Genomic DNA, 16,700 nt, shown 5'->3' with positions numbered 1-16,700 from the left:
ATTTCCTGATGAGCACCCCAAAACCTAGCATTCCTAAAGGCACCCGCGACTTTGGCCCGGCCGTGGTGGCACGCCGCAACTATATCTTCGGCATTATTCGCCGGACCTTCGAAAAGTTTGGCTACGCCCCCCTGGAGACGCCAACGCTCGAGAACCTATCGGTGCTGACTGGAAAATACGGCGACGAAGGCGACCAACTTTTATTTAAGGTTCTCAACTCCGGCGACTTCCTTAAAGATGTCACTGCGGTCGACTTAACCAACGAAGACGGCAAAGCCACTCGGCGCGTACTACCCAAGGTGGCCGAAAAGGGTCTGCGCTACGACCTCACCGTACCGTTTGCACGCTACGTAGTGATGAACCGCGGCACGCTCACCTTCCCCTTCAAGCGCTATCAGATTCAGCCGGTTTGGCGCGCCGACCGGCCTCAACGCGGCCGGTATCGTGAGTTTTATCAGTGTGACGCCGACGTGGTGGGCACCAACTCGTTGCTGTGTGAGGCGGAAATCGTGCTGATGATGTGCGAGGTGCTGAACACGTTGGGGCTAACGGATTTCACCATCAAAATCAATCACCGCGGTGTCCTGCGCAATATCTATCAGGCCCTGGGCGGTGAAGGCACCGAAGTGGATCTGTTCACTGCCATCGACAAGCTCGACAAGATTGGCGTGGAGGGTGTGCGCAAGGAGTTGGCCGACCGTGGATTCTCGGAAGAAGCTATGGGCAAGTTATTTGCCTTACTCGGCGTAGAAGGCAATTTCGAGGAAAAGTTGGAGCGGCTACTAGCCGGTTTTGTAACCGCGGGCGTTGATGCCGACAATGCCACTACTGATGGCTACAAGGGGTTGCAGGACTTGAAGCGGGTGTACGAATACTTACAAGGCTTCCAGTTCAAACAATTCGGCAACCTGGATTTCGACGTGACGCTGGCCCGCGGCCTAAGCTATTATACGGGTTGCATCTTCGAAATCAAGATCAACAACGTGAACATGGGTAGCGTGAGCGGCGGCGGCCGCTACGACAACCTCACCGGGGCGTTCGGGCTGCCGGGGGTATCGGGGGTAGGCTTCTCGTTTGGCGTAGACCGGCTGTACGACTGCCTCGACGAGCTAAACCTGTTCCCGCCAGCCGTGGCTACTACCACGCGCTGCTTGGTAGCCAACTTCGATGCGGAAGCCGAACGGGCCGTGCTGCCTGTGTTGCGCCAATTACGCGAAGCCGGAGTAGCCAGCGAACTGTATCCGGAAGCGGGCAAGCTCAAGAAGCAGCTCCAGTACGCCGACCAGAAGGGCATTCCGTTTGTGCTGCTGCAGGGCTCGGAGGAGCGAAGCGCCAATCAGTTTAAACTCAAAAACATGGGCACTGGCGAAGAAAAGCTGCTTTCACTTGAAGCGGTACTGACAGAACTGGCAGGCTAGCCACCAACACAAAGAAGGCACCGCCGCTTTAGCTTGCTAGAGCGGCGGTGCCTTTTCTATTCCCCCGGAAAAACTCACTTTTGGGGCTCCACCCGCTGCTTTTCCTCTCCCATGCCCCACAACGACGATTACGCTCTTACCCCTTCCGCCCGCCTCGACCTAGCTACCCTCGGGCACCTGCTCCGCGACAACACTCGCCTGACCCTCTCCGCGGAAGCCCGCCAGCGCATCGAGACCTGCTATACCTACCTGCACGAACGACTAGCCCAATCCGATACGCCGGTGTATGGCATCAACACCGGTTTCGGGGCGCTGTGCAACACCAGCATTTCGCCCGCCGACCGGAGCCAGTTGCAGATCAACTTAATGATGTCGCACGCCTGTGGTACCGGTGCCGAGGTGCCCGCTGAAATAGTACGGCTGATGTTGCTGCTGAAAGCCCAAAGCTTGAGCTACGGACACAGCGGCGTGCAGTTAGCCACCGTGCAGCGCCTGCTGGACTGCTACAACCGCGAGATTCTGCCGGTGGTGTATCAGCAAGGCTCCTTGGGTGCAAGCGGCGACCTGGCACCGCTGGCTCATTTGTGCTTGCCGCTGATGGGCCTCGGTGAAGTGAATTACCAAGGCTACCGCCTCGCCGCCGCCGATGCCTTCAGTCTTTTCAGTTGGACGCCACTCACCTTAGAAGCAAAGGAAGGACTGGCATTGCTCAATGGTACTCAGTTTATGCTGGCCTATGGTGTGCACTGCTTGTTGCGGATGCAACGCCTACTCGATGCTGCTGATGTGCTTGGCGCGTTATCGTTGGAGGCTTTTGATGGGCGCAGTGAGCCGTTTGACGAGCGTCTGCACCGTATCCGGCCCCACGCCGGACAGCAAGTGGTGGCCCAACGAATCCGTGAGCTGTTAAGCGGCAGCGAGCTGCAGCAACAGCCCAAGAAGGTGGTCCAAGACCCCTACTCTTTCCGTTGCCTGCCCCAAGTACACGGCGCCTCGCGCGACGCGCTGGCGTACGTGCAACAAGTGCTGGAGACAGAGTGCAATTCCGTTACTGACAACCCCAACCTCTTTCCCGACGACGACCTGATTCTGAGCGGCGGCAACTTCCACGGGCAGCCACTGGCGTTGGCCCTCGATATGCTGGCTATAGCTACCGCCGAACTAGGCAGCATCTCGGAGCGGCGTACGTACCAGCTTCTCAGCGGCCAACGCGGGTTGCCGCCTTTCCTAGTGGCAGAGCCTGGCCTAAACTCGGGACTGATGATTCCGCAGTACACGGCCGCCGGCATCGTGAGCGAGAACAAGCAACTCTGTACCCCGGCTTCGGTAGATAGCATTGTGAGCAGCAACGGCCAAGAAGACCACGTGAGCATGGGCGCCAACGCCGCCACCAAGGCACTACGCGTAGTTGGGAATGTCGAGCAAATCCTGGCTATTGAGTTGCTCACAGCAACTCAAGCGCTGGCTTTCCGCCGTCCCGCTCGCACCTCGGAAGCGCTAGAGCAAGTGCTAACTGCTTTTCGCGCGAAAGTCAACTTCGTGAGCCGCGACCGGGTGCTCTACCCCGATCTGCAGGCTGCCGTTGCTTTCGTGCGGGCGTATGAGTGGGTATAATATTTTATTTGTTTGTAGGTTAATAACGTGGGTTTGCTTGGATGATTCTGTTCGAACTGCCGTCGGATGAAGTCAACGTCTTTGCCGTAGCCTTACCTTTGGGGGTGAAAGGCGTCAGTTAGTCCAGACTAAAACAGGCAAGGCGTTTTTATTGCATCGAGCAAGCACTTTTCTTCTGGTTGGTTTTCAGCGTTCCATGCCTTTTGTGAAACACTTACTTTTCTGGCTCTTTATCGGCTGCAGTTCGTTGGTAGCGGAAGTTGTGCAGGCGCAAACTTGCCCGGTTACCCCCAACGCGCCCGCATGTACCTTCGAGGTGACGGATGCGCGAACGGGCACCATAGTAGATCGGCTTTGTGTTGGCCGCGCAGTACGCTTTACCCCCTGCTCTAGCCGCGACCTTAGCTTAGTGTATACTTACCAAGTGACGCAGGGCAATGCGGTACTGCCTAATCCCTGCGGCCCAGGCTTTGTAGCGGCTTCCACAACCTATACTCCTACCCAAGCAGGATTCATCACCGTAACGGAAAACAGCCAAGCGGTTGGGGGCTCTACTTCTACGATTTACTATCAAGTATTTCAGGTGGTAGACAGCCCGGTCCCCAACTTCACGGTGGCGGCTTGCGCCCCGGGGTCGGTCCAAGTGACCCTACCAGATACCCCATACGATACTTATGATGTACAAATTGGTAGTGGTACGCCTGTTACGGCAGCGCCAGGTGCCGTGGTTAGCTACCCGGTTCCTGCCGGAGCAAACACTATTACCGTGACAGGACGGTATGCAGACAACAGGTTGTGCACCAACGCAGCTACCAAGCCTATTTTGCAGCTTGCGGCTCCTAGCGCCCTCGTCATCAGAACCATTACCCTGCAAGGCACTAGTGCCCTGCTCGATGTGGCGCCGCTGGCTACGGGTTACCGGTATTTTGTAGAGCGTGAAGATGGTTCTGGTGTATATCAGCCCTTGCCTGCTACGGTGCAAAATAGCCCTACCTCGTTCACGGTACCTAATGCGCAGCCGGGCCGCTACCGCCTGCGCACCGCCGATGCCTGCACAGAGCAAGTAAGCACCTCTACCCCAGTTTCCACCCTCACGCTAACTGCTGCGCCCGCCGAACGCCGGAACGAGCTGAACTGGCAACTGCTTGACAACCCTACCGCTTACGAACTAACTCGCAACGGCACGCCATTGGTAGTGCCGCTACAGCCATCGGCTCGCGCCTACTCTGATACTTCGGTAACCTGCGGCGTGCAGTACACCTACCGCCTCACGGCTCGCTACTCCGGCACCAGTGCCTCTGTTTCGAATGAAGTGCAGGTGCGGGCCACCGCTACCCAGCCCCCGCTACCCCACGCCTATTTGCGTCATTTGACTTGCGCAACCGAATCGAGTTAACTGCTAGCGTGCCGCGTGCCCCTGCTACTGGTCAGTTAACGTACGCAAGCGGCACCCGCACCTTAGCCACCACACCCAGCCGGATTCTGCGCGACTCTTCAGTTACTAGCTTCAGTCCCGACTCGGCTCCGTGCTTCCAGGTCGGCTTCGTTGATGACTGCTCGAACCGCTCCGCCGACAGTGCCCCCTTCTGCCCCGCCGTGCTGGCCGCCGTGCTTGTCGATTTCCGCGGTTCTTCGGTGCGCCTGACGTGGTCGGAGTTGCGGGGGGCAACCGGGAACTTAAGCTACCGCCTGCTGGTGCTCAATCCTGATAATTCGGTGCTACGAAGCCTGCCTATTGCGTCAGGCAACACCTACGTGGATGCTGCTCCCCCCGCTACTTCGCAGCAGGTACGCTACCGCCTCGAAGTGACGGGGTCTGGTCTACCAGGCCTTAGCTATTCCAACATTGCCAGCGTCACGCGGCGCCTCGAAGCCTTCGTGCCCACAGCCTTCACCCCCAACGGCGACGGACTCAACGATGTGCTGGAAGTGAAAGGCCGCTTCCTGAAAACGTACCGCTTTACGGTGGCAGACCGCAACGGCCAAGAGGTATTTCAAAGTACCAATTCTTCCCAAACCTGGGACGGCCGCGTCCGCAATCAGGCTCCAGTACCTGGTTCCTTCGTTTGGCGCTTCGAAGCAATCGACGAAGCTGGCCAACTAGTGGTGCAGCGCGGCACCGTCACGATAGTTAAGTAAGTGCCTTGCTTCTGCGCTGGCTGGTTAGGTAATGGCTGCCACTAAGCCTTGTTTCCGACTAATATCCGCGTACTGAGTCGACCAAAGGCAAGTAGAACATGTATCTCCGGCTGGCCGCTGACGTACCTTTGTTTACATGGAGGCCTGGCTTCCTTTCAACCACTCTGAAAAAAGACGACCTATGTTTGATATGATGGGCATGATGGGCAAAATGAAAGAGCTGCAAGAGAAAATGCAGCAGGCCCAGCAAGAAATGCAGTTTGTAACCGCCGTTGGGGAAGCCGGTGGCGGCTTGGTACGGGCTACGGCCAACGGCCAACACCGCCTTGTGAAGCTTGAAATCGATGATTCTTTGCTGTCCGACAAAGAAATGCTGTCCGACTTGGTGGTGGCCGCCGTGAATAAGGCGCTCAACGAAGCCGGCGAAAAGGCCAAAGAGGAAATGAAAAACAAAACCAGCGGCCTGATTCCCAATATTCCCGGCCTCGACCTTGGCAGTTTTGGCCTCTGATTTGGCGGTGCCCATACCAGCTTCAGTGCTTTGTGATGATGTAGCAGTCGTCATTCTAAATTGGAACGGCGCAGCGTGGCTGCGCCGTTTTTTGCCGTCTGTACTTTCCTGTTCCGATGGTGCCCACATCATTGTAGCCGACAATGCCTCAACCGACGACTCGATAACGCTACTGCAGCGAGAGTTTCCGCAGGTACGCCTTCTTCAGTTCACTTCTAACCTAGGCTTTTGCGAAGGCTACAACGCTGCCTTCGAGGCGCTGCGCAGCCCACCGCCAGTTTCTGTCGCTACGGTTTCCAAGCCAGAAAACGCATTTCGCTACTACGTGTTGCTGAATTCCGACGTGGAAGTGACGTCCGGCTGGTTGCGCCCCCAGCGCGACTTACTAGAGCAACGCCCCACCGTGGCCGCCTGCCAACCCAAAATTCGTCAGTACAGCGACGACCCTGCCCAGCGTAAGCTGTTCGAATATGCTGGGGCGGGCGGTGGCTACCTCGATCGATTCGGCTACCCTTTCTGCCGCGGCCGCCTCTTCGATACCTTGGAAATAGATGAGGGCCAGTACGACGACCCTCGGCCGGTGGCCTGGGCTACAGGCGCCTGCCTGATGGTCAGGGCCGAAGATTGGCACGCGCAAAGCGGCTTCGAACCGACTTTCTTCGCGCATATGGAGGAAATTGACCTGTGCTGGCGGCTCTGGAACAGCGGGCGTGAGGTGTGGTACCACGGAGGCAGCGTGGTGTACCACGTAGGAGGCGGCACCCTACACAAATCGAACCCGCGCAAAACCTACCTCAACTTCCGTAATGGGCTGGCCATGCTCTATAAAAACACTGCCGCCTCGGAATTAACTGGCGTATTGATTACGCGGCTGGTGCTGGACTGGGTAGCTGCCTTGCGTTTCCTGCTGCAAGGCGCCACCCCTGACACCCGCGCTATTCTGCGCGCCCATTGGGACTTCTACCGCAACCGCAGCTACTGGCAGCAACAGCGGCGTACGTATCCTCCGCGCCTGCTCGCTTCGCAGCGGCCCGCAGTCTACCAAGGCAGTTTAGTGTGGGCGTACTTCGCACAAGGCAAGCGGCGGTTTTCAGAGCTTAGTGCGGCTTAGCATCACTTCTAAAAAAGAAAACCTGCCTCTAGTAGAAGCAGGTTCGAGAAATCAGCTAGAAGCTTCGGATTCTACAAGTCCCAAACGGTGCTGCGCTGCTGACGCATGGCGCGGCGTACGTTCATCCAAAAAGCCAGGGCAAAGTAGAGAACTAAAGGCGACCCAAATGTGAAAAACGAAGCATACACAAACGATAGCCGCACGCTGCCCGAGGAAAAACCCAGCCGATTGCCGAGTGCATTGCAGACGCCGAAGCTCTGCTTTTCAATGTAGTCGGTAATTTTTTTCATAGCTATTCGTCGTTAAGTTCGGTGGTTAACTCTGTACAAAATAAGCAGATACGCTAGGTCAAACAAGCTCGTCTCCGCAAATTCCGTTTAATATACCTCTTCCCCGGCTAGTTTTTCGTTTGCTTGCGGAAATCCCGCCCGCTTGGTTTGCCTATGAGAAGTTCTTTGCCTTTAATTTCATTTTCGCTGCTAGTAGTTCTGGCAGGTACTTTACCTAGTTGTACGTTGCCCCGGATGCTCAAGGTTGCAGAAGCCGGACAACAAGTGAGTGTGCAGCCTACTGTGCTGGAAACCAACGGAGAAAACGTACTTTTTGAAGTAACAGCCCGCGTACCGGCTAAGCACTTAAAGAAGGGCGCCGCGTTTGACCTAAACCTACGCTACCGCTATGACAACGGCCTGCGGCAAGACACACTGGGCCGCCTCACTTTCCTGTCAGGCGAGTATACCTACGATGAAGTGCGGAAGGATCTGCTGATTATTAAAAAGCAGGTTTCCTTTCCGTATACTCCCAACAAAAGCCCCGGTGAACTACTAGCGCTGGCCGAAGTACGTGAGCTAAAGCCCAATGGCAAGCAGCTAAAAGGCAAAGAAACCCGGGTAGCCCGCGGTATCGTGAGCACCGGGCAACTAGTTGTGCGGCAGGATACGGCCATTACGTTGCTTCCCGAAACAGCCGACAACAACATGGGCGGCACCCGCGTGCTGCCTTTCTTCTTCGACAACGGCAAGTCGGAAATCCGTAACTACCTCGGCACCAACGTAGCCGCGCTGGAAGATTTCATTGAAGCCAACCAGCACACCGACAAGGTGATGATAGTAGCGGGCCACTCTCCCGACTCCATTGACTCCCGCGACGTCCGCCTAGCCGACAAGCGTGTGCAAGCCCTACTGCGCTACTACAAAAAACGCGTCGATACCGATTCCTATCTCAATAAAGTCAACGAGATTGACTTTGAAACGGAAGCCTACCACCGCCGCTGGGACCTGTTCTTGAGCAAGGTGCAGCAGTCGGCGCTTAAGCCGCAGCAGGTAGATTCGGTGCTGTTGCTCATCAACGATACGCCCGGCACCTACGCCCAAAAGGAAAAGAGCCTGCACAAGCTCACGTACTTCGATTACTTGGAGCAATACATCTACCCCGTGTTGCGTTTCGGGACGGTGGCCGTGCAATACAGCGCGCCCAAGCGTTATGATTCCGAAATTTATCTGCTCTCGAAAAAGATAGTGGAAAAGCAGGCGGAAGTAGATGTGCTGACGCCCGAAGAACTGCGCTACTCCGCCACGCTCACGCCGCTACTGGCCGAAAAGCAACGCATCTACGAAACTTCGGTTGCTGCCACGGGCCGTTGGGAAGCCTACCACAACCTAGCCGTAGTACTGCTCCAGCGCTCCGAAAAAGAAGTTAATGAGAAAGTGCGCCGGGCTTATCTGCGCCGCGCCGGCGTCAACTTCACGCTGGCCGCGCACCGCAACCCTACGGCCACCATGTTCTATCGCGTAGCCACCGCCTACCACCGTGCCGGCGACAAGCTAGAAGCCCTCCAAAACTACGATTACGCCATCAAGCTCGGCGGGCCGCGCCCGGTACTGGACAAAATTTTTGCCGATAAAGCTGCCCTAGAAATTGAAGTCGGCCAGCTTGATGACGCCATAGGTAGCCTCAGCTACAGCTCGAAAAGTTACCAGAACACAATGAACCGGGCTCTCATCTTCATGCTAAAAAGCAATTATGCGGGTGCTCACAACATTTACGAGGAAGCACTGAAGCTCAAACCTAATGACCCACTGGCCTATTACTGCCTAGCCGTAGTGGCTGCCCGCCAAAAAGACGAAGCTCAAATGGGCGAAAACCTACGCCGCGCCGTGCAACTGGACCGCAAGTTCGCCCAGCGCGCCGTCGAGGACCTAGAATTCATGGACATGGCGCGTAGCAAGACGTTTCTGGAAGTGCTGCGCTAAGTCCATTTATGAAACTGTTGAACTTTGTAATTGGCGGTTCAGAACATCGATTTGGAGTGGCCTTATGGCGGCTATGCCGATCTACATAACGACTACAAGTTTAGCCAGCTCACTTATGTACCTGTAGAAGCTAGGCTGATACTTTCTTGGCAGAAGTCATCGGGCGAGTGGGCAAAAAATGCATCAGCACAAGCTTTACACTTGATATTCGAGCAAGTCAGCTACCTCCAAGTGAAGGCGCGTGACCCAGAATATCCCATTAGTGAGGATGATTGCCTGCGTGATATTTGCTGTACATCCTCTGAAGCACGAACAGATTTCGATGATGTTTGGGTGGACCCTAATCCACCAATGGAGTACGACTTGCAGCTAGTATTCCAGAGTGAATGGGGAATCAAAGTCAACGCGGATACTGTACGGATTCAACTTGAATCCTGATCCAGCTTGCCCAACCGGGCTGCTCGTCGTAGCTTTACGCACCGGCTTGGGCCGGTTTTTTTGCTGTTTTCAACTTTTCGACTTTCTGCTAACTGACATCTATGCGGACCATTCAATTCCGGGAAGCCCTGCGTGAAGCGCTATCTGAAGAAATGCGGCGCGACCCGCGCGTGTTTCTGATGGGCGAAGAAGTAGCCGAGTATAACGGGGCCTACAAAGTAAGCCAAGGCATGCTCGATGAATTCGGCCCGGAGCGCGTAATTGATACGCCGATTGCCGAGCTAGGCTTTGCCGGCATCGGGGTAGGCGCTGCCGTCAACGGCCTAATCCCGGTTATCGAGTTCATGACCTTCAACTTCTCGTTGGTGGCCATCGACCAAGTTATCAACTCGGCAGCGAAGATTTATTCGATGTCGGGTGGGCAATACTCTTGCCCCATCGTATTCCGCGGCCCAACGGGCAGCGCCGGTATGCTTTCCTCGCAGCACTCGCAGAACTTCGAGAACTGGTATGCCAACACCCCCGGCCTGAAAGTGGTGGTTCCTTCGAACCCCTACGACGCGAAAGGCTTGCTGAAAAGCGCCATCCGGGACCCAGATCCAGTGATTTTCATGGAGTCGGAGCAGATGTACGGCGACAAGGGCGAGGTGCCCGAGGAAGAGTACCTGCTGGAAATCGGCAAAGCCAATGTGGTGCGCCAAGGCAAATCCGTTACGCTCGTGAGCTTCGGCAAGATGATGAAAATCGCTCTGGCTGCCGCCGACGAGTTGGCCAAAGATGGCATCGAAGCCGAAGTAATCGACCTGCGTTCCGTACGCCCCATCGACTACGATACGCTGATAGCTTCGGTAAAGAAAACCAACCGCATGGTGGTGGTAGAAGAAGCTTGGCCGCTGGCTAGCATCAGCTCCGAGCTGGCCTACGTAGTGCAGCGCCGCGCCTTCGACTACATGGACGCCCCCGTAGTTCGTGTTACCTGCATGGACGTACCTCTACCCTACGCCCCAACCCTTATCGAAGCTTCGCTGCCCAACGTAGCGCGCACGGTACAGGCAGTGAAGGAAGTAACGTATCAGAAAGCCTAAACCACGAACTACACGGACTTTCAAAATTTCGTAGGCCAACAAAAACACCCCGCCAGCATATGCTGACGGGGTGTTTTTGTTGGCTGCTTTATCTAGAAAAACAGGCCTGATGAGCTTGCGGTAATATCTCTACTGCTAAGCCTAACTTCTGTTGTCCGCAACAAAGCAGTAGATATGCTTGATGAGCTTAGCATTGCCGTTCATTTTATTCTTCTGACAATGCGCTACCACAACGAGCGGGGGCCGAATTCTAGTGTGGCTTGCGCAGTAGCAGAAGAGTAGAAGCAGAGCGCTATAAACAATATGTAAGCGGCAGCTACGGCTACCAGCTGATGGTGGCGGAGGTTGCCCGGTCGCCACTGAGAGGGCCAACCGAAGCAGAGCGCAGCGTATAACAGCAGATGCAGCGGCAGCAGAAATCGGCATTCCATACTCATCGGAAGCATGGGCAGGCAGGGCACCAGTAGCACGGCCAGTATCAGCCACTGCTGCATGGACCAACGCCGGAAATGGGCCCGCAGTATCACCAGAGCGGCCCCGAACCACACGGTGTAGTTCAGCCAGGCTAGGCCGAGCGTAGAAACGTAAATCTGACGGATATAGGGTGTAGGGTATTGCACATCGAGGCCATTGAAGAGGCGCTGGGCGTACATCTTACTGAATACCAGTGGGTGGCGTAACACCAGTTGAAAGTAGTCAGTATAAGAATCGAACCAGGTAATGTGTTCGTCGCGCACCATTTTCTCGCCGACTACATCCCGGAAAATCATTACTGGATCGGGGTAGCTGCGGTCGAGGGTGGTTTCGTATTTTTGGTGCAGCAGACCCCATTTCATCTTTTCGCGGTAAAGGTTGTTGGTTTCCAAACCCTCGATGTACGACAGCACCATGGGCGTATTCTGCGCAAACTGATGGCGATTTATAATCAATTGGGGCACCAATACTAATGCTGCGCCTAGCACTAGTGCCACAGTGCTCACCACCCGCTGCCTCACGTTGCCGTAAGGCACCAGCAGCTGTGCACACAGAAAAAATGGCGCGGCAATGAGGTAGCTGGGACGGATGTTATAGGCCGCGGCCAGACATATTCCAGCAGCCACCGTCCACCCTACTCCATGTATCCGATATAGTAATAGCAACCCCAGCCCCAGCATCCACAGCGCTGGAAAATCGGACATGGTGAAGTTGAAATAGTCGCGCCACAGTGCGAACCCCAGCGCGGCGAAAGCCAGCCGGCGCGGCCAGGCTAACGGGGAGGCTTGTCCGCGCACTATCTGCCAGAGCGCCGGAGCAATCCAACCGAACCCTAATGCGGCAGAACAGGCCCCGATGACCCGCCCAAATACAATAGGTGGCACCTCGGTATAATATTGAATGATGCGAAAGGGAAACAGCAGTAGCGGTAGTAAGTAGCCGCGCAGACTATCGTGGTAGTTCAGCAGAGAAATACTGCCTTCATGGTGGAAATAGATGGAAATAAACCAATAGTACAGCGCATCATAGTACATTTTGGTATAACCCGAAAACGGCAGATACACTAAGTACACACCTAAAATCAGTATAATTAGCGGCCAGTAAGCTCGTAATGGGTGGCTTGCAGAGCGCGACGAAGCAGAGTATGGCAAGAGAAGTCGATTTAGAGCAAGCTGCTAAGCTTGACGAAAGAGTAAAGGTAATATGCTCACACTTAGACAAACTGAAGTTAGTCGTCAACCAAGGACTTACCCCGGTCGGGTTGTAAAGTGCGAGCAGTAGCGGCCGAAAGCCAGAAGCATCCGTACAGCCACAGCCCCGCTACCAGCAGTCCTGGCACAAGTAGCGCGGGCTGGTAACGCATAGCGCGTAGCCAGTGCCACAGCCGGAACTGAAAGGAGACGAGGGAGAGTATTAGCAAGTGTAGCGGCACCAAGAAGCGGCATTCGATAGCTGTTGGAATGGCTACGAGGCACGGCAGCAGTAAAGCCAATAACACCCAGATTCTAGGCCACCGCAATCTATGGTCAGATTTCCATTCTAATACTATACTCACTCCTATTCCCAGAACGCTGTAGTTAAGTAGCTGCATCCAAGGTCGCTCCGAGCCGTATGGCTTAATCAAATAAGGAGCAGGTTGCTGAATATCGAGGCCATTAAAAAGATGGCGTATATAACGCCAACTGTAGTTGAATGGGTGACGAAGAGCAATATTAAAAAACTGCCCGTATGATGCGTATTCCGTAATACCTTCGTGATGAAGCACAGCTAATCCTGCTGAATCGGCATAAACTAGACGTTGATCTACGTCGGTATCGTAGCGTAGAACGCGAGTGCCCCATGTGAGCTGTTTCAGATAAAGTGGAGTTGTCTCATTATCAGACACCCTAGCCAAAGCCAGTGGGGTATTGTGGTGAAAGTAAATCTGATTGATGGCTAGCTGCGGACTTAGTGCCACTCCCATTCCGACCAGAAGTGCCAGCCACCGCCAGCCCCGCCAGCGAGGTCCGTGTTGATAGCTCCACCACCCCGCTAACAACAACGCCGGTGCTACTGCCGCTAAATACATCGGCCTGACATTGAATGTGGCCGCTAAAGCTAGACCAGCCACCAGCCACCACATAATGCTAGGGCGACTGACTGCCCACAGCACCAACAACAATAGCGTCAAAGCAGGTATATCGGTAGTGGTAAAACTGAAATGGTCGCGCCAGAAAACGGCAGCTAGGAGTACCAGCATCAGCCACCGGCTGCCACTCACACGTCGCCCAGACAAATTATACCAAACAGCTGGTATTAGAAGGGCAAAAAGCATGGTAGCCCAGCCAATACCTAACACTTTAGCAGCGGTAGGCATGGAGCAGTTGGTTAGAAAACGTATTATGAGCGCTGGAAAATGAATTAGGGCCGAGAGGTAGCCACGAGTACGATCGTGAAAGTAGAGCAGGGAAAACGATTGGTGGTGACGCTGAAACTTCATAGCTAGCTCCCAGTAGTGACCTGCGTCGTAAGGCATACGTTTCCCTTGTAGCCCGCCTCCAAGCAAGAAATAGTTGCCATACAGCATCACTATTATTACAATCCGTACCATTGCTGGCCATGGCTGGACTAGAAAGCGCCACCATGTAACTTCAGCAACACTGATAGATGTAGGAGAAGAGTCAGAAGCAAACTGATTGGACATAGATGCCTGAAACCACAGAAAATATTAAGCCTAGTAACCACAAGTCAACTGCATAGTGCAAGCTCGACTGGCAGCAGCTATTTTGCGTACCTTTTGCCCAAAGCTACGCCACTTCCCCCTCCCCCCATGAACCACCGTTTGCATCTTCGCTTAGAGCAGCTGGAACACGTTACCAATCACCTGTTTGAAGCGACCGAAGCGCTTGGAGAAAAGGCGCATCAGGTTCCCGCGCCCGGGCAATGGTCGGCGGCGCAGGTGGTGCACCATCTCCTGGTTTCCGAAACTGGAATCAACCAGTACATCGACAAAAAGCTGCGCAACAGCGAAGAACTACAGAAAGCCGGCCTCACTCACCTATTGAAATCAAGGTTATTGCGCGTGCTACTGCGCCTGCCGGGCTTTAAATTCAAGTCTCCACCCCGGCTCAAAGAGCTTACTCCGGAGCAGGTGCCGCCTCTTGCGCAACTGCGTGAAGAGTGGGACGGGGTGCGGCGTCACTTAGAGCAGATTCTCAACGAATACCCCGACAAGCTCCTCTCCCACGCTATTTTCAAGCACCCTCGTTCTGGCATGCTTACTATCTACCAGACCCTGGATTTTATGGTTGACCACATTTTGCACCACCAACGGCAGATCGAGCGGATTTCCAATGCCCTTCTGAAAGCACCGAAATAAGCCGCACCTAGCAAGCTTACTTAGGTGCGTTCAGTAGTTACTCTTTTCGCTCCCGCACGATGTCGGCGTAGCTGGTGTGGCGGGGAAATTCAGTGAAAGCGTCTATGAGTTCCGTGGAGGGCACGGCTAGTTTGCGCAAGTTCAAATCCAACCAAGCCCCATCGACGGTTACCGTGGCCGCTTCGCGCCCATCGGCTTTATAAATGGTGTGGATGATGCGCCACCGGGAGCCGTCGGCACTCATGCCCGCTAGTTCGGCCGTCACCCGAATGGTTTCGCTCATGCCTACTTCCTTCAGAAAGCGGGTGTCCTCCCGAAACAGGATAGGGCCGATGTTTAGCTGAGCAAACCGCTCCATCGAGAAGCCTTGGTCGGCCAGATACTCAAGGCGTACCTGAGCGGCATAATCTGTGTATGCCGAATGGCGCATGTGCTTGTTTGGGTCTAAGTCGGCCCAGCGTACCGTGAACGTCTTTTCGTAAGACATGAAATAGGGTTTTAGTTGTTGTATGGTTGATTGAATCTGGTTAGCAGGAGTTGGCAGTTTTCAGCGCATTCTAATCACTAGCAGCCTTTTAGCTTCTCAAAAAATTCATTCCGCGGTCCAAGCAAATGATACGCGTGAAGTAAAAGCGTCGGCAATTAACCTTTGTAGGTGAGCCGTGCAAGGTACTGTTGCTGCTCGTCCTCGCCCAAAAACTCCACTTCGTAGCCGGCTTCCTCAGCATAATCTTGCAGAATGCTGGCGTCGGCAAACAGCCAGTTGAACTGGTGGCCCGTCTGGTCGCCGTAGTGCATGGTGTACTCCACTTCACCGTAGTACGGGCCATTTAGGTCGAAAACCAGAGCGCCATCCTCGTCTTCGTAGAGGTAGCTGATATCCGAGGAAGTTGCTAAGATCTGGCCACCGGGCGCCAACAAGGTAGGTGCATACGCCAGAAACCGCTTGAGGCCGTCGAGGGTCCCGACCAGCCCCAGGCCGTTCATGAGCATGAGCAGCGTATCGTACTTGCTTGACTCGTGCGTTAGCTCGAAGATGTTGTGGCGGGCTACTTCGCGCACCCCGCGCGCCTGCATCACCCGCACGGCTCCTTCCGATACATCAACAGATTTCACGTCGAACCCCCGGTTTTGCAATTCCAGCGCGTGGCACCCGGCCCCGCCTCCCAGGTCGAGCACCCGTCCGCGGCACTCTTCCAGGGCTTCGCGCTCCAGTTCGGGCATTTCCCACAGGCTACGGAAGAAGTAGCTGGCGGGCAGCGGCTCTTCTTCCGCTACGTTGCTGAAAACCGTAACCGTAGCATCGTGTTGGCCTTGTTGGTAGTCGAGAAGGGCGTGGCCCAACGGATCAGGCGTTGAAGTTTGGGAAGTGGACATATACTAGGGTAAATCAAGAAAGCGACGGCGAAACCCGCGCTGCAAGTTAGGCAGCCGCCGAGCGAGCAACGAAACGGGAAGCCAGGGAAGTTGGAAAACAGTAAACTCAACGTTTTGGCTTGCGCCCCATCCGTGGACGCGGCCAGCGCGTTGACCTAACGGACGGATGGCCGCCCGGTTTCACAACTTCCCTGCCTTCCTACGTATCCTTCCACGGCCGGGCTGCGTTGTGTGTTTCAGACTTCACTACATGTTCTTGCTCCTATGTCCAGCAACCTAAATTACCTTGATCCGGCTCTACAACCCCTCCAAGACAAAATAGCGGCCTATCTGACGGCCGAAAAAGAGCTGGAAAGAGCGCAGATCGAAGCCGCCAATCTGCCTCTGGATAAAGCCCAAGAAAATGCATCGGCCAGCGCGTTCGAGCAGCGCCCCCCTACCGGCAGCTATGACCAGCACCCTGACGAACTACAGCAACAACTCGAAAACCTCCGCGACGACCTAACGCTGCTACGCCGCGAAATCATTGGGATGCTACCAGCCCTCGACGAGTGGGTGAAAGTGAACTTAGGCTACGGACCTAGCCGCGTGGGCGCCTTCCGCATAACCGGCACTCCCGACGAGGAGCCGCAATACGAGCTACGAGTGATTCAGTAAGGCAGAAGATTACGCAGCCTAGCCTGTGCTGCTTGGTTTGCAACTCACCCGAAAGATCCAGCCACCGGATGAAGTACCGCAGTGCGGTACTTCATCCGGTGGTTTTGTTTTCAAGCTGCGTTACCACTTGCCTTGCGCAGGCCTCTCTGTAAGATGTTAGGTAGCTAAGACGGCTCAGCTGAAGTATCTCTGCTAACATCCTACAACAAGATGCTAAAGGCCAGTACAGAGGCCGCAACAGAGAATTTAAATTTGTACACACCTCC

At 54.9% G+C, this 16,700-nt stretch carries 16 protein-coding genes; 11 read left to right on the top strand and 5 right to left on the bottom strand.

The features are described from left to right. The first annotated feature begins 8 nt into the window (after positions 1-8). The 6 genes from hisS (at position 9) to MUN86_RS09215 (ending at position 6,793) form a co-directional block, all read left to right on the top strand. Complete coding sequence (hisS, locus tag MUN86_RS09240; RefSeq protein WP_245124475.1) at positions 9-1,418, top strand: histidine--tRNA ligase; 1,410 nt, start codon at positions 9-11, stop codon at positions 1,416-1,418. A gap of 111 nt (positions 1,419-1,529) precedes the next feature. After that, positions 1,530-3,032: a histidine ammonia-lyase gene (gene hutH / locus MUN86_RS09235; RefSeq protein WP_245124473.1), complete on the top strand. Its 1,503-nt coding sequence runs from the start codon at positions 1,530-1,532 to the stop codon at positions 3,030-3,032. 205 nt (positions 3,033-3,237) lie between these two features. Next, the gene (locus tag MUN86_RS09230) at positions 3,238-4,428 is read left to right on the top strand and encodes a fibronectin type III domain-containing protein (protein WP_245124470.1); all 1,191 of its coding nucleotides are present in this window, start codon (positions 3,238-3,240) and stop codon (positions 4,426-4,428) included. Then, a complete protein-coding gene (locus MUN86_RS09225) occupies positions 4,407-5,171 on the top strand; it encodes a T9SS type B sorting domain-containing protein (protein ID WP_245124468.1) in 765 nt (254 codons plus the stop codon). The genes MUN86_RS09230 and MUN86_RS09225 overlap by 22 nt, the downstream gene beginning before the upstream one ends. A 181-nt stretch (positions 5,172-5,352) precedes the next feature. Beyond that, positions 5,353-5,682 carry a YbaB/EbfC family nucleoid-associated protein gene (locus tag MUN86_RS09220; RefSeq protein WP_245125687.1) on the top strand — a complete coding sequence of 110 codons (330 nt, stop codon included), beginning with the start codon at positions 5,353-5,355 and terminating at the stop codon, positions 5,680-5,682. Continuing rightward, positions 5,663-6,793, top strand: coding sequence for a glycosyltransferase family 2 protein (locus tag MUN86_RS09215; protein ID WP_311181816.1), 1,131 nt, complete (start codon positions 5,663-5,665; stop codon positions 6,791-6,793). Before MUN86_RS09220 ends, MUN86_RS09215 begins: the two co-directional genes overlap by 20 nt. A 71-nt stretch (positions 6,794-6,864) precedes the next feature. Here the strand turns inward: MUN86_RS09215 and MUN86_RS09210 are convergent, their stop codons facing one another. Continuing rightward, positions 6,865-7,083, bottom strand: coding sequence for a PspC domain-containing protein (locus MUN86_RS09210; RefSeq protein WP_245124465.1), 219 nt, complete (start codon positions 7,081-7,083; stop codon positions 6,865-6,867). 234 nt (positions 7,084-7,317) lie between these two features. Between MUN86_RS09210 and MUN86_RS09205 the strand changes: the two genes are divergently transcribed. From MUN86_RS09205 to MUN86_RS09195, 3 genes are all read left to right on the top strand, one after another. Next, positions 7,318-9,045 (top strand): tetratricopeptide repeat protein, encoded by a 1,728-nt coding sequence (locus MUN86_RS09205; RefSeq protein WP_245124462.1) that lies wholly within the window; start codon positions 7,318-7,320, stop codon positions 9,043-9,045. A 30-nt stretch (positions 9,046-9,075) separates the two neighbouring features. Beyond that, complete coding sequence (locus MUN86_RS09200; protein WP_245124459.1) at positions 9,076-9,483, top strand: hypothetical protein; 408 nt, start codon at positions 9,076-9,078, stop codon at positions 9,481-9,483. Positions 9,484-9,584: 101 nt separating this feature from the next. Next, positions 9,585-10,568, top strand: a complete 984-nt coding sequence (locus tag MUN86_RS09195; RefSeq protein WP_245124456.1) for a pyruvate dehydrogenase complex E1 component subunit beta — start codon at positions 9,585-9,587, stop codon at positions 10,566-10,568. A gap of 224 nt (positions 10,569-10,792) precedes the next feature. Here the strand turns inward: MUN86_RS09195 and MUN86_RS09190 are convergent, their stop codons facing one another. After that, the gene (locus MUN86_RS09190) at positions 10,793-12,193 is read right to left on the bottom strand and encodes a hypothetical protein (RefSeq protein WP_245124453.1); all 1,401 of its coding nucleotides are present in this window, start codon (positions 12,191-12,193) and stop codon (positions 10,793-10,795) included. A 77-nt stretch (positions 12,194-12,270) separates the two neighbouring features. Continuing rightward, positions 12,271-13,398, bottom strand: a complete 1,128-nt coding sequence (locus MUN86_RS09185; RefSeq protein WP_245124451.1) for a hypothetical protein — start codon at positions 13,396-13,398, stop codon at positions 12,271-12,273. Positions 13,399-13,851: 453 nt separating this feature from the next. On the opposite strand from MUN86_RS09185, the gene MUN86_RS09180 reads away from it, so the two are divergent. After that, entirely contained in the window at positions 13,852-14,400 is a 549-nt protein-coding gene (locus MUN86_RS09180) for a DinB family protein (RefSeq protein ID WP_245124448.1), read from the top strand. A gap of 37 nt (positions 14,401-14,437) precedes the next feature. Here the strand turns inward: MUN86_RS09180 and MUN86_RS09175 are convergent, their stop codons facing one another. Then, complete coding sequence (locus MUN86_RS09175; RefSeq protein WP_245124445.1) at positions 14,438-14,887, bottom strand: acyl-CoA thioesterase; 450 nt, start codon at positions 14,885-14,887, stop codon at positions 14,438-14,440. Positions 14,888-15,042: 155 nt separating this feature from the next. After that, entirely contained in the window at positions 15,043-15,777 is a 735-nt protein-coding gene (locus MUN86_RS09170; RefSeq protein WP_245124443.1) for a class I SAM-dependent methyltransferase, read from the bottom strand. Positions 15,778-16,041: 264 nt separating this feature from the next. Between MUN86_RS09170 and MUN86_RS09165 the strand changes: the two genes are divergently transcribed. After that, entirely contained in the window at positions 16,042-16,434 is a 393-nt protein-coding gene (locus tag MUN86_RS09165; protein WP_245124441.1) for a hypothetical protein, read from the top strand. Positions 16,435-16,700 lie beyond the last annotated feature (266 nt).

This window comes from Hymenobacter volaticus (assembly GCF_022921055.1).
Taxonomy (GTDB): Bacteria; Bacteroidota; Bacteroidia; order Cytophagales; family Hymenobacteraceae; genus Hymenobacter; species Hymenobacter volaticus.
This window is presented reverse-complemented; position numbering and strand designations above follow the sequence as displayed.

What these genes read in the sequence shown, in the direction of transcription:
- hisS (WP_245124475.1), top strand. Translation starts at nt 9, where the DNA reads ATGAGCACCCCAAAACCTAGCATTCCTAAAGGCACCCGCGACTTTGGC.
- hutH (WP_245124473.1), top strand. Translation starts at nt 1,530, where the DNA reads ATGCCCCACAACGACGATTACGCTCTTACCCCTTCCGCCCGCCTCGAC.
- MUN86_RS09220 (WP_245125687.1), top strand. Translation starts at nt 5,353, where the DNA reads ATGTTTGATATGATGGGCATGATGGGCAAAATGAAAGAGCTGCAAGAG.
- MUN86_RS09210 (WP_245124465.1), bottom strand. Translation starts at nt 7,083, where the DNA reads ATGAAAAAAATTACCGACTACATTGAAAAGCAGAGCTTCGGCGTCTGC.
- MUN86_RS09205 (WP_245124462.1), top strand. Translation starts at nt 7,318, where the DNA reads ATGCTCAAGGTTGCAGAAGCCGGACAACAAGTGAGTGTGCAGCCTACT.
- MUN86_RS09195 (WP_245124456.1), top strand. Translation starts at nt 9,585, where the DNA reads ATGCGGACCATTCAATTCCGGGAAGCCCTGCGTGAAGCGCTATCTGAA.
- MUN86_RS09185 (WP_245124451.1), bottom strand. Translation starts at nt 13,398, where the DNA reads ATGCCTACCGCTGCTAAAGTGTTAGGTATTGGCTGGGCTACCATGCTT.
- MUN86_RS09180 (WP_245124448.1), top strand. Translation starts at nt 13,852, where the DNA reads ATGAACCACCGTTTGCATCTTCGCTTAGAGCAGCTGGAACACGTTACC.
- MUN86_RS09175 (WP_245124445.1), bottom strand. Translation starts at nt 14,887, where the DNA reads ATGTCTTACGAAAAGACGTTCACGGTACGCTGGGCCGACTTAGACCCA.
- MUN86_RS09170 (WP_245124443.1), bottom strand. Translation starts at nt 15,777, where the DNA reads ATGTCCACTTCCCAAACTTCAACGCCTGATCCGTTGGGCCACGCCCTT.
- MUN86_RS09165 (WP_245124441.1), top strand. Translation starts at nt 16,042, where the DNA reads ATGTCCAGCAACCTAAATTACCTTGATCCGGCTCTACAACCCCTCCAA.